Source organism: Citrobacter gillenii (assembly GCF_013337685.1).
Classification (GTDB): domain Bacteria; phylum Pseudomonadota; class Gammaproteobacteria; order Enterobacterales; family Enterobacteriaceae; genus Citrobacter; species Citrobacter gillenii.
The window spans coordinates 41,271-53,735 of the sequence record NZ_SUQN01000010.1 but is presented as its reverse complement, the minus strand read 5'-3'; the positions used below and the strand labels follow the sequence as shown (position 1 = coordinate 53,735).

Annotated in this window: 14 protein-coding genes; 8 read left to right on the top strand and 6 right to left on the bottom strand. The window is 54.1% G+C overall.

All coding sequences use genetic code 11. The features are described from left to right. The first annotated feature begins 103 nt into the window (after positions 1–103). Positions 104–1,138, top strand: coding sequence for an L-rhamnose/proton symporter RhaT (rhaT, locus tag FCH32_RS21045; RefSeq protein ID WP_117343650.1), 1,035 nt, complete (start codon positions 104–106; stop codon positions 1,136–1,138). Here rhaT and rhaR read toward each other — a convergent pair. Together rhaR and rhaS are read right to left on the bottom strand one after the other, a co-directional pair. Further along, entirely contained in the window at positions 1,135–1,986 is an 852-nt protein-coding gene (gene rhaR / locus FCH32_RS21040) for an HTH-type transcriptional activator RhaR (RefSeq protein ID WP_117343676.1), read from the bottom strand. The two genes, rhaT and rhaR, sit on opposite strands and share 4 nt — an antisense overlap. 152 nt (positions 1,987–2,138) lie before the next feature. Further along, positions 2,139–2,987, bottom strand: a complete 849-nt coding sequence (rhaS, locus tag FCH32_RS21035) for an HTH-type transcriptional activator RhaS (protein ID WP_096758841.1) — start codon at positions 2,985–2,987, stop codon at positions 2,139–2,141. Positions 2,988–3,290: 303 nt separating this feature from the next. Between rhaS and rhaB the strand changes: the two genes are divergently transcribed. The 5 genes from rhaB to rhaM all read left to right on the top strand — a co-directional run bounded on the left by rhaB (position 3,291) and on the right by rhaM (position 8,576). After that, complete coding sequence (gene rhaB, locus FCH32_RS21030; protein ID WP_117343649.1) at positions 3,291–4,760, top strand: rhamnulokinase; 1,470 nt, start codon at positions 3,291–3,293, stop codon at positions 4,758–4,760. Next, positions 4,757–6,016, top strand: coding sequence for an L-rhamnose isomerase (rhaA, locus tag FCH32_RS21025; protein ID WP_137362844.1), 1,260 nt, complete (start codon positions 4,757–4,759; stop codon positions 6,014–6,016). The genes rhaB and rhaA overlap by 4 nt, the downstream gene beginning before the upstream one ends. A gap of 144 nt (positions 6,017–6,160) precedes the next feature. After that, on the top strand, positions 6,161–6,988 hold the full coding sequence (gene rhaD, locus FCH32_RS21020) for a rhamnulose-1-phosphate aldolase (RefSeq protein ID WP_115259799.1): 828 nt from the start codon (positions 6,161–6,163) through the stop codon (positions 6,986–6,988). Between the two features lie 128 nt (positions 6,989–7,116). Further along, the gene (fucO, locus tag FCH32_RS21015) at positions 7,117–8,265 is read left to right on the top strand and encodes a lactaldehyde reductase (RefSeq protein ID WP_146717404.1); all 1,149 of its coding nucleotides are present in this window, start codon (positions 7,117–7,119) and stop codon (positions 8,263–8,265) included. After that, on the top strand, positions 8,262–8,576 hold the full coding sequence (rhaM, locus tag FCH32_RS21010) for an L-rhamnose mutarotase (RefSeq protein WP_096758846.1): 315 nt from the start codon (positions 8,262–8,264) through the stop codon (positions 8,574–8,576). The genes fucO and rhaM overlap by 4 nt, the downstream gene beginning before the upstream one ends. A gap of 57 nt (positions 8,577–8,633) precedes the next feature. On the opposite strand, the gene FCH32_RS21005 is transcribed toward rhaM, so the two are convergent. Continuing rightward, a complete protein-coding gene (locus tag FCH32_RS21005; RefSeq protein WP_135912772.1) occupies positions 8,634–9,182 on the bottom strand; it encodes a helix-turn-helix domain-containing protein in 549 nt (182 codons plus the stop codon). 101 nt (positions 9,183–9,283) lie between these two features. On the opposite strand from FCH32_RS21005, the gene FCH32_RS21000 reads away from it, so the two are divergent. Together FCH32_RS21000 and FCH32_RS20995 are read left to right on the top strand one after the other, a co-directional pair. Then, on the top strand, positions 9,284–9,943 hold the full coding sequence (locus tag FCH32_RS21000) for an AzlC family ABC transporter permease (RefSeq protein ID WP_174361467.1): 660 nt from the start codon (positions 9,284–9,286) through the stop codon (positions 9,941–9,943). Continuing rightward, on the top strand, positions 9,943–10,266 hold the full coding sequence (locus FCH32_RS20995) for an AzlD domain-containing protein (RefSeq protein WP_115259804.1): 324 nt from the start codon (positions 9,943–9,945) through the stop codon (positions 10,264–10,266). Before FCH32_RS21000 ends, FCH32_RS20995 begins: the two co-directional genes overlap by 1 nt. A gap of 42 nt (positions 10,267–10,308) precedes the next feature. Here the strand turns inward: FCH32_RS20995 and FCH32_RS20990 are convergent, their stop codons facing one another. The 3 genes from FCH32_RS20990 to fdhD all read right to left on the bottom strand — a co-directional run bounded on the left by FCH32_RS20990 (position 10,309) and on the right by fdhD (position 12,464). Then, the gene (locus FCH32_RS20990) at positions 10,309–10,521 is read right to left on the bottom strand and encodes a YdgH/BhsA/McbA-like domain containing protein (RefSeq protein ID WP_135912774.1); all 213 of its coding nucleotides are present in this window, start codon (positions 10,519–10,521) and stop codon (positions 10,309–10,311) included. A 394-nt stretch (positions 10,522–10,915) separates the two neighbouring features. Further along, positions 10,916–11,545 carry a hypothetical protein gene (locus FCH32_RS20985; protein WP_174361466.1) on the bottom strand — a complete coding sequence of 210 codons (630 nt, stop codon included), beginning with the start codon at positions 11,543–11,545 and terminating at the stop codon, positions 10,916–10,918. An 82-nt stretch (positions 11,546–11,627) separates the two neighbouring features. Beyond that, complete coding sequence (gene fdhD, locus FCH32_RS20980) at positions 11,628–12,464, bottom strand: formate dehydrogenase accessory sulfurtransferase FdhD (protein ID WP_174361465.1); 837 nt, start codon at positions 12,462–12,464, stop codon at positions 11,628–11,630. Position 12,465: the final 1 nt, after the last annotated feature.

Genomic DNA, 12,465 nt, shown 5'->3' with positions numbered 1-12,465 from the left:
CGGCAGCATGCTGAAGGTTAATTCATTGCTCACTCTTTAGACTTTTGAATATCAAAACGGGTGATTTTCATCCAGCCAGAACGACAATTTAAAAGGAACCAGAATGGGTAACGCAATTACGATGGGGATATTATGGCATCTTATCGGTGCCGCTAGTGCCGCTTGTTTTTATGCCCCTTTTAAAAAGGTACAACACTGGTCCTGGGAGACCATGTGGTCCATAGGCGGTTTTGTTTCATGGTTGATCCTGCCCTGGCTCGTCAGCGCAATCCTGCTGCCAGACTTCTGGGCCTATTACAGTTCATTCAGCGCATCCACACTACTGCCGGTATTTTTATTCGGCGCAATGTGGGGGATCGGTAATATCAACTATGGTCTGACCATGCGCTATCTCGGCATGTCGATGGGGATCGGCATCGCTATCGGCATTACGCTGATTGTTGGCACCTTAATGACACCAATCATTGCCGGTAAATTTGACGTGCTCATCGGCACGCCGGGTGGGCGTATGACCCTGCTTGGTGTGCTGGTCGCGCTGATCGGCGTGGCGATAGTCACTCGAGCAGGACAGTTAAAAGAACGCAAGATGGGTATCAAAGCCGAAGAGTTCAACCTGAAAAAAGGTCTAATACTGGCGGTGATGTGCGGCTTTTTCTCCGCAGGGATGTCCTTTGCCATGGATGCGGCTAAACCGATGCACGAAGCCGCCGCTGCGCTCGGTATCGATCCTTTGTATGTCGCTCTGCCAAGCTACGTAGTCATTATGGGCGGCGGTGCGGTGATCAACCTGGGATTCTGCTTCATTCGTCTGGCAAAAATGAAGAACCTGTCGGTAAAAGCCGACTTCTCGTTAGCAAAACCACTTATTATCAGCAACATCCTGTTCTCGGCCCTTGCCGGTCTGATGTGGTATCTCCAGTTCTTCTTTTACGCCTGGGGCCATGCCAAAATTCCAGCGCAGTATGACTACATGAGCTGGATGCTGCACATGAGTTTCTACGTCCTGTGCGGCGGTATCGTCGGCCTGATCATGAAAGAGTGGAGCAATGCGGGAAAACGCCCTGTCAGCGTGCTGAGCCTCGGCTGCGTGGTGATTATCCTTGCCGCAAACATTGTCGGTCTGGGAATGGCCAGCTAGTCCTGCGGATTACTGAGATGACGCCACTGGCTCGGCGTCATCCCGGTTTCTCGCGTAAACACCACCGAAAAGTAGTTACTGTCCTCAAAGCCACAACGCATAGAAATCTCACCAATCATCAACTTGCTATGTTGCAGCAAATACTGAGCGTGGCAGACCCGCACCTGTCGAAGATACTGGTTGATGGTCATTCCAGTCTGGCTGCGAAACTGCTGACGCAGCACGCGCTCGCTGCACTGCTCCCGTTGACAGAATTTATCCAGTTCAAAGGTATGCTCATGGCTGCCGGCCAGCGCAGTGATCAGCTTATCCAGCAGTGTCTCACTGGTGGTGGCCGGGAGCCTATCCGTGGCATAACGATGGCGCTTGAGAAGCGTCACCAACTGTCCGAACAACAGCTCCGCCATATCATTACATAACGGATCGCGCTGCTGGCTTTCGTGTTCCAGTTGGCTAATCACCTGTCGAGCCTGAGCCATACCGGCACTGCCCAGCCGCCAGTGGGGCTGGCACGGCGTGCCGTTGTTAAAACCGGGGATCACATCTTCCCATCCCAGATTCAGCGTCAACCGCTCAGGGCAGTAGATAATATTCTGCAGGACGAGGTCGTTAACAGAGGTGTACGAGTGTTTGTCTGCGGCGCGAATGTAAAACAGATCGCCACGGGTTATTCGATACGGCCGATCGTTGAGAACATGCAGACCATTGCCACGCCAGACCATCACCAGTTCACAAAACTCATGAGTATGTTCGGCAAACACATCCTGCGGATAGCGATCGGCGACGGCGACGGCCTGCTGTTCGCTCGCAAAAAAGTCTGATTTCAGAAGGACTAGCTGATTCGCCACCACATCACCTCAACCTGAACGCTTGCCGGATACGCTGCGCTTATTCGGCCTACAGGGCATTCATGTAGGCCGGACAAGGCGCAGCCGCCATCCGGCATTAAAGGGTATGATTATCAGCAAACGGACGGTAAAAAACGTTGATAGCTTTCGCGTTACTGGAGGCTGCTTCCGGCCATGACGTCGCGGCCCTGGCGAATATCGCGCGGTGACCAGTTAAACTCCCGGCGAAATAGCGTCGAAAAGTGGTTACTGTCGCCAAAACCGCAGCGATAAGCGATGTCCGTAACGCTGTCATCGCTATGGCGCAATAAGTGCCGTGCTTTGATTAGCCGCAGGCGATTGAGATAGCGCTGCGGCGTCAGCCCGGTTTGCTGTTTGAGCTGGCGGTGCAAGGTGCGTAAAGAGAGCGAAAACTGCTCAGCCACCGCATCCCAGCAGACTTCGTCGGCAAAATTATCTTCCAGCCACGCCATCAGCCGGTTTAGTCGCGCATCGTTATCCGCTGCCGCTTCCATCAGACTACTTTTGCGTAGCAGCACCAGCAGTTGCATAAACAGGATCTCGCGATTGGCCGCCGTCGGCGTATCCATCTCCTCACCAAGATGCTCTATTTGCCCCACCAAGTGACGGACCTGCTGCAGTACGCCCTGATTCACGCGCCAGTGGGACGGATACTGACCGTTCTGCTCCTGAGGTAACAACTGGTTTAACCCAGCCAGAAACTGAAACGCATCCGGGGAACGATACAGTACATTTGTCAGGCACAGGTTGTCAGTATGTTCATATAAGTGTCTGTCATGATCGCGGACAAAACAGACCGTCCCGCCGCTAATGGTGTAGGGCTGTCCATTGAAAACATGAATACCTGTTCCATGCTCAACTATCACAATTTCATGAAAATCATGATGATGCTCGGGAAAAGCAGTCTGGGGCAGTCGCGGTTCGATCGCCACAGGCGCTTTACCTGTCGGAAAAAAATCCACGCAATGCAGTACGGTCATGATGACTTCCTTCCAGATCAAATGAACATGGCTGCATAGTAATTAAGGGTTATGACCCTCACCTTAAATTTTTGACGCCAAAGTGCGTAAACACGGTTAATTCTTCAAGAAACGACAGGAAAGATCGGGAAATGCGGAAGGGGTCACATCAGACAAAATCCCGCCCATTACACGAAACTGTGAACAGCATCACGTTCACCTTTGCCATGCTGCCAGCGGCTTATTGTGACTGTCACTAACAAGAAGGTACGCCGTTCCAGGGGTTCTTAGACTGAGTGCAATAAAACTCAGAAGGACCTCGCTATGACTCTTCGCCATTGTGTCGCTGTCGATCTCGGCGCATCCAGCGGACGCGTAATGCTGGCACGTTACGACAGTGACCACCGCACCCTGACGCTGCGTGAAATCCACCGTTTCGCGAACTGTCTGCAAAAAACAGACGGTTTTGACACCTGGGATATCGACAGCCTGGAAAACGACATTCGCCTGGGGCTGAAGAAGGTCTGCGATCAAGGCATCCTGATTGACAGCATCGGGATTGATACCTGGGGCGTGGATTACGTCCTGATCGGTAAAGACGGTCAGCGCGTCGGTCTGCCGGTCTCTTACCGCGACAGCCGCACTACCGGCGTGATGTCGCAAGCTTTAGCGCAACTGGGTAACAGCGAGATCTATCGTCGGAGCGGCATTCAGTTTCTGCCCTTTAACACCCTGTATCAGCTCCGCGCACTGGTCGAACAGCAGCCAGAGCTGGTCCCGCAGGTGGCGCATGCCCTGATGATCCCCGACTACTTCGGCTACCGCCTGACCGGCGAAATGAACTGGGAATATACCAACGCCACCACTACGCAGTTGGTCAATATCAACACCGACGACTGGGATGACACCCTGCTGGCATGGACCGGCGCAGACAAAGCCTGGTTTGGTCGCCCAACGCATCCGGGGAACGTGATTGGTCACTGGATCTGCCCGCAGAAAAATCAGATCCCGGTGGTTGCCGTCGCCAGCCACGACACCGCCAGCGCGGTCATCGCTTCACCGCTGGCCGATAACAACAGCGCTTATCTCTCTTCCGGCACCTGGTCCCTGATGGGGTTTGAGAGCAAAACACCGTATGCCAACGAGGCCGCGCTGGCGGCAAATATCACCAACGAAGGCGGCGCGGAAGGACGTTACCGCGTGCTGAAAAATATTATGGGATTGTGGCTGCTGCAACGCGTATTAAAAGAGCGGCAGATTACCGACCTGCCCGCGCTGATCGCGAAAACCGAAGCGCTACCGGCCTGCCAATTCCTGGTCAACCCGAACGACGATCGCTTTATCAACCCAGTTGATATGAGCGCAGAAATTCAGGCCGCATGCCGCGAATCCGGTCAACCCGTTCCGGTTCAGGATGCTGAGTTGGCGCGCTGTATTTTCGACAGTCTGGCGCTGCTGTATGCCGACGTCCTGCAGGAACTGGCACACCTTCGTGGTCACGCCTTCAACCAACTGCACATTGTTGGCGGCGGCTGCCAGAACGCCCTGCTCAACCAACTGTGCGCGGATGCATGCGGTATCCGCGTCATGTCCGGGCCTGTTGAGGCCTCTACGCTCGGCAATATTGGCGTTCAGCTGATGACGCTGGACGAACTTAACAACGTCGATGATTTCCGCCAGGTGGTGACCGCTAACTACGACCTGACAACCTTCATCCCAAATACTGACAGTGAAATTGCCCGCTACCAGGCGCAGTTTCAATCAACACGACAGACAAAGGAGCTTTGCGCATGACCACTCAACTTGAACAAGCCTGGGAACTGGCAAAACTGCGTTTCGCCGCGGTAGGTATCGATGTCGAGGAGGCATTACGCCAGCTCGATCGTCTGCCGGTCTCCATGCACTGCTGGCAGGGCGATGATGTCGCCGGATTCGAAAACCCGGAAGGTTCGCTCACCGGCGGCATTCAGGCCACCGGTAACTATCCAGGCAAAGCGCGTAACGCCGTTGAACTGCGCGCCGATCTGGAGCAGGCACTGAGCCTGATCCCGGGTCCTAAGCGTCTGAACCTGCACGCTATCTACCTGGAATCCGATACCCCGGTATCCCGTGACCAAATCAAACCTGAACACTTTAAAAACTGGGTGGAATGGGCGAAAGCGAACCAGTTAGGTCTGGATTTCAACCCGTCATGCTTCTCGCATCCGTTGAGTGCCGACGGTTTCACGCTGGCACATGCTGACGACAGCATCCGTCAGTTCTGGATTGACCACTGCAAAGCCAGCCGTCGCGTCTCCGCGTACTTTGGCGAACAGCTGGGTACGCCGTCGGTGATGAACATCTGGATCCCGGATGGCATGAAAGACATCACCATTGACCGCCTGGCACCACGCCAGCGCCTGCTGGAAGCCCTGGACGACGTCATCAGCGAGAAGTTCGACCCGGCGCATCATATTGATGCCGTCGAGAGCAAACTGTTTGGTATCGGCGCAGAAAGCTACACCGTTGGCTCCAACGAGTTTTACATGGGCTACGCCACCAGCCGCCAGACCGCACTGTGCCTGGATGCAGGTCACTTCCATCCGACTGAAGTGATTTCCGACAAGATCTCTGCCGCCATGCTGTACGTGCCGCGCCTGCTGCTGCACGTCAGCCGTCCGGTGCGCTGGGACAGCGACCACGTGGTATTGCTGGATGATGAAACTCAGGCGATTGCCAGCGAGATCGTACGCCATAATCTGTTCGACCGCGTACACATTGGCCTCGACTTCTTCGACGCCTCCATCAACCGCATTGCCGCATGGGTGATCGGCACCCGCAATATGAAGAAAGCCCTGCTGCGTGCGCTGTTAGAACCCACTGAGCAACTGCGCCAACTCGAAGCTAGCGGCGACTACACCGCCCGCCTGGCCCTGCTGGAAGAACAGAAATCGCTGCCATGGCAGGCCGTCTGGGAGATGTATTGCCAGCGTCACGACACCCCAGCCGGCAGCCAGTGGCTGGACAACGTCCGCACGTATGAAAAAGACGTACTGAGCAAGCGTAGCTAAAGGCGTTGTCTGCCTTGTAGGCCGGATACGGTGCGTTAGCGCCGCCATCCGGCAACGTACAAAACACTACGCCGGATGGCGCTGCGCTTATCCGGCCTACGTAAGACCCGACACCCGTTCGGGCAATAAACAGGAACACCGACCATGCAAAACATTACTACCTCCTGGTTCGTCCAGGGGATGATCAAAGCCACTTCTGATGCCTGGCTGAAAGGTTGGGATGAGCGTAACGGCGGCAACCTGACGCTGCGCCTGGATGAGGCTGATATCGCCCCCTTTACCGCTGATTTCCACGAAGAACCGCGCTACATCGCGCTGAGCCAGCCGATGCCGCTGCTGGCTAACACGCCGTTTATCGTTACCGGTTCCGGCAAATTCTTCCGCAACGTTCAGCTCGATCCGGCAGCCAATTTAGGTGTGGTAAAAATCGACAGCGACGGCGCTGGCTACCACATTCTTTGGGGGCTGACCCACGAAGCCGTACCGACCTCCGAACTGCCCGCACACTTCCTTTCCCACTGCGAGCGCATTAAAGCCACCGATGGCAAAGACCGCGTGATCATGCACTGCCATGCCACCAATCTGATTGCTCTGACCTATGTACTGGAAAACAGCACTGCGCTGATCACCCGCAAACTGTGGGAAGGCAGCACCGAATGTCTGGTGGTGTTCCCGGACGGCGTAGGCATTCTGCCGTGGATGGTGCCGGGTACCGACGAAATCGGTGAAGCGACGGCAGTTTCAATGCAGCAGCATTCTCTGGTGTTGTGGCCGTTCCACGGCGTATTTGGCAGCGGCCCGACGCTCGACGAAGCGTTCGGTTTGATAGATACCGCAGAGAAATCGGCCGAAGTTTTGGTCAAAATCTATTCGATGGGCGGTATGAAGCAAACCATCACGCGTGAAGAGCTCATTGCTCTCGGCAAACGTTTTGGCGTGACCCCACTGGCCAGCGCATTAGAGCTGTACTGATACCTCCCTCATTCAACGCCGGATGCGGCTTTGCCTTATCCGGCCTACATGACGGTCCCTATTTAACCGTAGGCCCGATAAGCGAAGCGCCATCGGGCACCAGGGATTTATTATTCAGGAGAATACTTATGAGCTTTATGTTGGCACTGCCAAAAATCAGTCTGCACGGCGCTGGTGCGATTGGTGATATGGTCAACCTCGTGGCGAACAAGCAATGGGGTAAGGCGCTGATCGTAACCGACGGTCAACTGGTCAAACTGGGCCTGCTGGACAGCCTGTTTACCGCCCTTGATGCGCATAAAATGTCGTATCATCTGTTCGACGACGTATTCCCGAACCCAACGGAAGAACTGGTCCAGCAAGGTTTTGCCGCATACCAGGACGCTGAATGTGATTACATCATCGCTTTCGGCGGCGGCAGCCCGATCGATACCGCTAAAGCGGTGAAAATCCTGACCGCCAACCCTGGCCCGTCTACCGCCTATTCCGGCGTGGGCAAAGTTAAAAATGCCGGCGTACCGCTGGTTGCCATTAACACCACCGCGGGTACGGCCGCAGAAATGACCAGCAATGCGGTGATCATTGATTCCGCACGCAAGGTGAAAGAAGTCATCATCGATCCGAACATTATTCCGGATATCGCCGTCGATGACGCCAGCGTGATGCTGGAAATTCCTGCCTCAGTCACCGCCGCTACCGGTATGGACGCCCTGACCCACGCGGTGGAAGCCTATGTTTCTGTTGGCGCGCACCCGTTAACCGACGCCAATGCCCTGGAAGCTATTCGCCTGATCAACCAGTGGCTGCCTAAAGCCGTCGACGAGGGTCACAACCTCGAAGCCCGTGAGCAAATGGCATTTGGTCAGTATCTGGCGGGGATGGCGTTCAACAGTGCAGGTCTGGGTCTGGTGCATGCGCTGGCACACCAGCCGGGCGCGACGCACAATCTGCCGCACGGCGTCTGCAACGCTATCCTGCTGCCGATTATCGAAAACTTTAACCGTCCAAACGCCGTGGCACGCTTTGCCCGCATAGCACAGGCCATGGGGGTTGATACCCGTGGGATGAGCGATGAAGTAGCAAGCATGGAAGCCATCAACGCGATCCGTGCCCTGAGCAAGCGCGTGGGCATTCCGGCAGGCTTCAGCCAGCTAGGCGTGACCAAAGAGGACATTGAGGGGTGGCTGGACAAAGCACTCGCCGATCCGTGCGCACCATGCAATCCGCGCACCGCCAGCCGCGAAGACGTCCGCGCGCTGTATCTGGAGGCGTTATGATCCGCAAAGCCTTTGTGATGCAGGTGAATGCCGACGCGCACGTTGAGTATCAGCGTCGGCATAATCCCATCTGGCCGGAGCTGGAAGCCGTACTGAAAGCCCACGGCGCGCATCACTACGCGATTTATCTCGACCAAGAGCGCAGCCTGCTGTTTGCCACCGTTGAGATTGAATCCGAAGAGCGCTGGAATGCCGTCGCCAGCACCGACGTGTGTCAGCGTTGGTGGAAGCATATGCGTGACGTGATGCCCACCAACCCGGACAACAGCCCGGTGAGCGCGGAATTAAAAGAAGTGTTTTATCTGCAGTAGTATTGTTGGCCGGATAAGGCGCTAACGCGCCGCATCCGGCACAACGCAACATAACAGTTAGTTCTGCTCAGAAACCAGAATCGCTTGGGTATCCGGCTCCAGCGCTTTAAAGATATGTGCCTGGTCCGCGGGATAACAAATGTAATCCCCTTCGCCTAACTCTTCCGGCGCGTCGGTCAGTCCCACCAGCGCCTTCCCCTGCGTCACAATAATATGCTCAACAGACCCCGGCGGATGCGGGTGTGAGATGCGGTCAGCACCCGGTTGCGTCAACAACAGATAGATATCTCGCCGTGCGCCCGGTGGACAGGCCGCCAGTAAAATAGCCTGATAATGGGCCTGCTCCGCCACCACTTTGGTCCCTTCACCCCGGCGTATCACTTGGGTTTTTTGCACCACAGGCTCCAGCAATCGCGCAAAGGGAATATCCAGCGCCACACACAGCGACCACAGCGTTTCCAGGCTAGGATTGCCATTGCCCGCCTCCAACTGCGAGAGCGTCGATTTTGCAATACCCGCGCGGCGGGCGATTTCTGCCAGCGACAGACCGGTACGCTGACGTTCACGCACCAGGCTTTTCGCAATCATACTGATGGGTTGGGTCATACATGACTCCATGTTCTTTATATCGAACGAATCGTTCGACTTGTAAAGCAATCTTGTTGCGTTCATTATAATGGAAATTCGTTCGATATGGCTAAAGCAGGATGAAACATTATTTTTCCAGTCTCAAAGGCGACACGATAAAAGCAATATTTTTAGTCTGTCTGGCTGTCGGCGTAGTCGGCATGTCATACGGCTCGCTGGCGATGGCTTACGGCTTCCCGCTGTGGGTGCCGTTTGTGCTCTCGATTACAGTGCTGGCGGGTGCGTCTGAGTTTATGTTTATCGGGATTGTTGCCAGCGGTGGTAATCCGCTTGCCGCTGCTGCTGCCGGTTTACTGGTCAACGCACGCCACGTGCCGTTTGGCGTGACGGTACGCGATCTGGTGGGAACGCGGGCCGCCAGTTTCCTCGGCTGCCATATCATGAACGATGAAAGCGTGGTGTTTGGCCTGTCGCAAAAAACGCCGGAGCAGCGCAAAGCCGCCTACTGGCTGTGCGGACTGGGCGTAGCCATTGTCTGGCCGCTGGGCACGCTGCTTGGGGCGATGGTTGGCAAGCTACTGCCCGCCACAGAAACCATCGGCCTGGATGCCGTTTTCCCTGCCATTCTGCTGGCCTTAGTGGTCCCGGCATTTAAAAACCGTACCACGCTGGTTCGCGCCTGCAGCGGTGCTGCGCTGTCGCTCGCCGCCGTCCCGTTTGCGCCGGTGGGCCTGCCGGTACTGCTTTCACTGTTTGGCTTACTGACGAGGAAAAAATAATGGGCAACATGACGCTGTTTATCGTCGGTATCGCCGTACTCTCTCTGGGAACCTATTTAATGCGTTTAGGCGGAGCAAAGTTGGGGAGCCGTCTGGCATTTTCCACGCGCTCGCAGGCGCTGCTTTCCGATGCCGCGACGGTATTACTGTTCTCCGTCGCCCTGGCGACCACCTTTTACGAAGGTGAGCACTTTGCTGGTATGGCGCGCGTTCTCGGCGTGGGGTTTGCAGTGTTCCTCGCCTGGCGCAAAGTGCCATTGATTATGGTGATTATCGCCGCTGCTGTGGTGACGGCGTTGTTAAGGATGGCGGGAATAAACTAAAAAAGCGCCTCAAGGGCGCTCTTTCGACAGTACTGAGGTCACTTATTTCAGCAGTTCAGCGGTCATATGCACACGGTTACCGCTGTAGGCCTGAGTGATTTTATAATCGCTTGCGCCAGCACGTTCCGCCTGAGCGGCAATTTTTGCTTCAGTGCTTTCCAGAGTTGACCCGGTAGCGGTAACAGACTGAGCAGCGAAAGAACCGAAAGAGGTAGCAAGAGCGATAACTGCGACAAAAGTTTTGATGCTTTTCATGATGTAAACCCTTTAATTTAGTTGTTTGAGTAAGGCACCGTGCCTTGATGTGATAAATAATAGCCCTCACACCGCACAACTAAAAGCGGAAGGATTTGCCAGTCTCATTCAAATTATTTGATCAATGAATAGCTCTTAATCGGGAACAGCAATGGTTCGCAGGCAGCCGTTGAAAAGCGCAACCGCCGGGCAGTTGGTTACTTCGTCAGGGTGAACCGCAAAGTAAAATTCATCTTTTACATCATGGCGTTGCCCGTGCGGTGTATCACACAGACAACGGCGTTGAAAGGGTTAAAGAGTTCTGCTTTGCCGGGGGAGTATTTTTTTCTGCAGCTGGAATCGAAGTCCTACTGAAAACCAGGGATGGGTAATGTAGATTCTATAAATATTATTCTTACCACTTTGGCCCCTTACAATAACTGACCGTCTTAGTATTTGGATACGTTATTTCATATCCTTTGTTAGAGACGTAGTAATCAATGAGTTTATTTATGAGCTTTTCATTTTTAAGGTAGGCTCGTTCTTTGTTTTTACAAAACTGGTCATGATCCATACGATCGCATATTCCTACAACACAGAAAGCCCCCGTGATAATATGGCCTGCATCATTGTCCTCCAAGGCTAGATGTAATGGATCGCGCTGCAACTTGCCATTTTCAGTCCATGCCCACGGGAATACAGCCCCAGAATGGATAAACACATTGGCTATACCTTGTAGTTGTTGGTATTGTTCAATTGACAATTCTTTATTTTCACATAAGTATTCAGCAGAATCATAAGTTTCATTTATAACCCCGGAGGAAAAATGGCGCGATGACGCTAAAAGAGCTTTCTGTTCCCGGGTGGGGATAATATTATTATTTGAACTAATAATTACCGGAGAACTATAATCTACTTCTTGACTTGCTCCCTTTCCAAAAGGACAAAATTCATTTTGGTCCAGCGAATAACATCCCGACAAAAATAAAGTAACAACGATCACAGAAATTAATTTTACATTTAGATAAAAATCAGTACGGTTCATTCAAGTCCCTTTTCCCGTTCAATTAATTTATTCGCTCCAGCGTACTTACGTTACGCATGGAACTAAAACGGTTCCATTTACATCACAGCGCCACCAGACGTTCCGGATGCGTATAAATCGTTGCCCTGCCCGGCTTGCAAAAACCCACCAGCGTCAGGTTACAGCGTTCGGCTACTTCTACGGCCAGCGTCGTCGCGGCAGAGACAGCAAACAGGATCTCCACGCCGCACATCGCCGACTTTTGCACCATCTCATAGCTGGCGCGACTGGAGACTAAAACGGCTCCCTGCCGCCATGTTTCGCCTTCAATTGCACGCCGCCCGAGCAGTTTATCTAGCGCCACGTGACGGCCCACATCTTCATGCCCTCCCGCCAGGTTCCCCGACGGCTGGACCCAGGCCGCTGCGTGCGTACAGCCCGTCAGTTGCCCCACGGGCTGGAAGTCGTGCAAATGCTTTAACGCGCGATCGAGGTCCGCCAGGTTAAACGTCTGGGTAAACGTCAAAGGCTGAACCGGCTTGCCAATGTCATTGAGCTGTTCCACGCCGCAAACGCCACAACCGGTACGACCGGCCAGCGCACGTCGGCGCTCTTTCAGCCCCATAAAACGGCGGCTGGACAGTTCAACCTGAACTTCTAATCCGTTACAGGAAGGCACCACTTCCATGCCGTAGATATCCTGCGGGGACTCAATAATGCCTTCAGAAAGTGAAAAGCCCATCGCAAAATGCTCAAGATCTTTCGGTGACGCCATCATCACCACGTGCGAAATCCCGTTGTACACCAACGCAACGGGCACTTCTTCAGCGACGACATCCGGCTGAGGATGTTGCAAATCCTCGCGTTTCCAGAGGGTCAACTGGCGCGATCCCGTCAAAGTTGTCACATTTTCGATGTTTTCTTGAATAATCTTATTCACT

Coding starts and splice junctions, on each gene's coding strand:
- rhaT (WP_117343650.1), top strand. CDS start 104: ATGGGTAACGCAATTACGATGGGGATATTATGGCATCTTATCGGTGCC.
- rhaS (WP_096758841.1), bottom strand. CDS start 2,987: ATGACCGTACTGCATTGCGTGGATTTTTTTCCGACAGGTAAAGCGCCT.
- rhaB (WP_117343649.1), top strand. CDS start 3,291: ATGACTCTTCGCCATTGTGTCGCTGTCGATCTCGGCGCATCCAGCGGA.
- rhaA (WP_137362844.1), top strand. CDS start 4,757: ATGACCACTCAACTTGAACAAGCCTGGGAACTGGCAAAACTGCGTTTC.
- rhaD (WP_115259799.1), top strand. CDS start 6,161: ATGCAAAACATTACTACCTCCTGGTTCGTCCAGGGGATGATCAAAGCC.
- fucO (WP_146717404.1), top strand. CDS start 7,117: ATGAGCTTTATGTTGGCACTGCCAAAAATCAGTCTGCACGGCGCTGGT.
- rhaM (WP_096758846.1), top strand. CDS start 8,262: ATGATCCGCAAAGCCTTTGTGATGCAGGTGAATGCCGACGCGCACGTT.
- FCH32_RS21005 (WP_135912772.1), bottom strand. CDS start 9,182: ATGACCCAACCCATCAGTATGATTGCGAAAAGCCTGGTGCGTGAACGT.
- FCH32_RS21000 (WP_174361467.1), top strand. CDS start 9,284: ATGAAACATTATTTTTCCAGTCTCAAAGGCGACACGATAAAAGCAATA.
- FCH32_RS20995 (WP_115259804.1), top strand. CDS start 9,943: ATGGGCAACATGACGCTGTTTATCGTCGGTATCGCCGTACTCTCTCTG.
- FCH32_RS20990 (WP_135912774.1), bottom strand. CDS start 10,521: ATGAAAAGCATCAAAACTTTTGTCGCAGTTATCGCTCTTGCTACCTCT.
- FCH32_RS20985 (WP_174361466.1), bottom strand. CDS start 11,545: ATGAACCGTACTGATTTTTATCTAAATGTAAAATTAATTTCTGTGATC.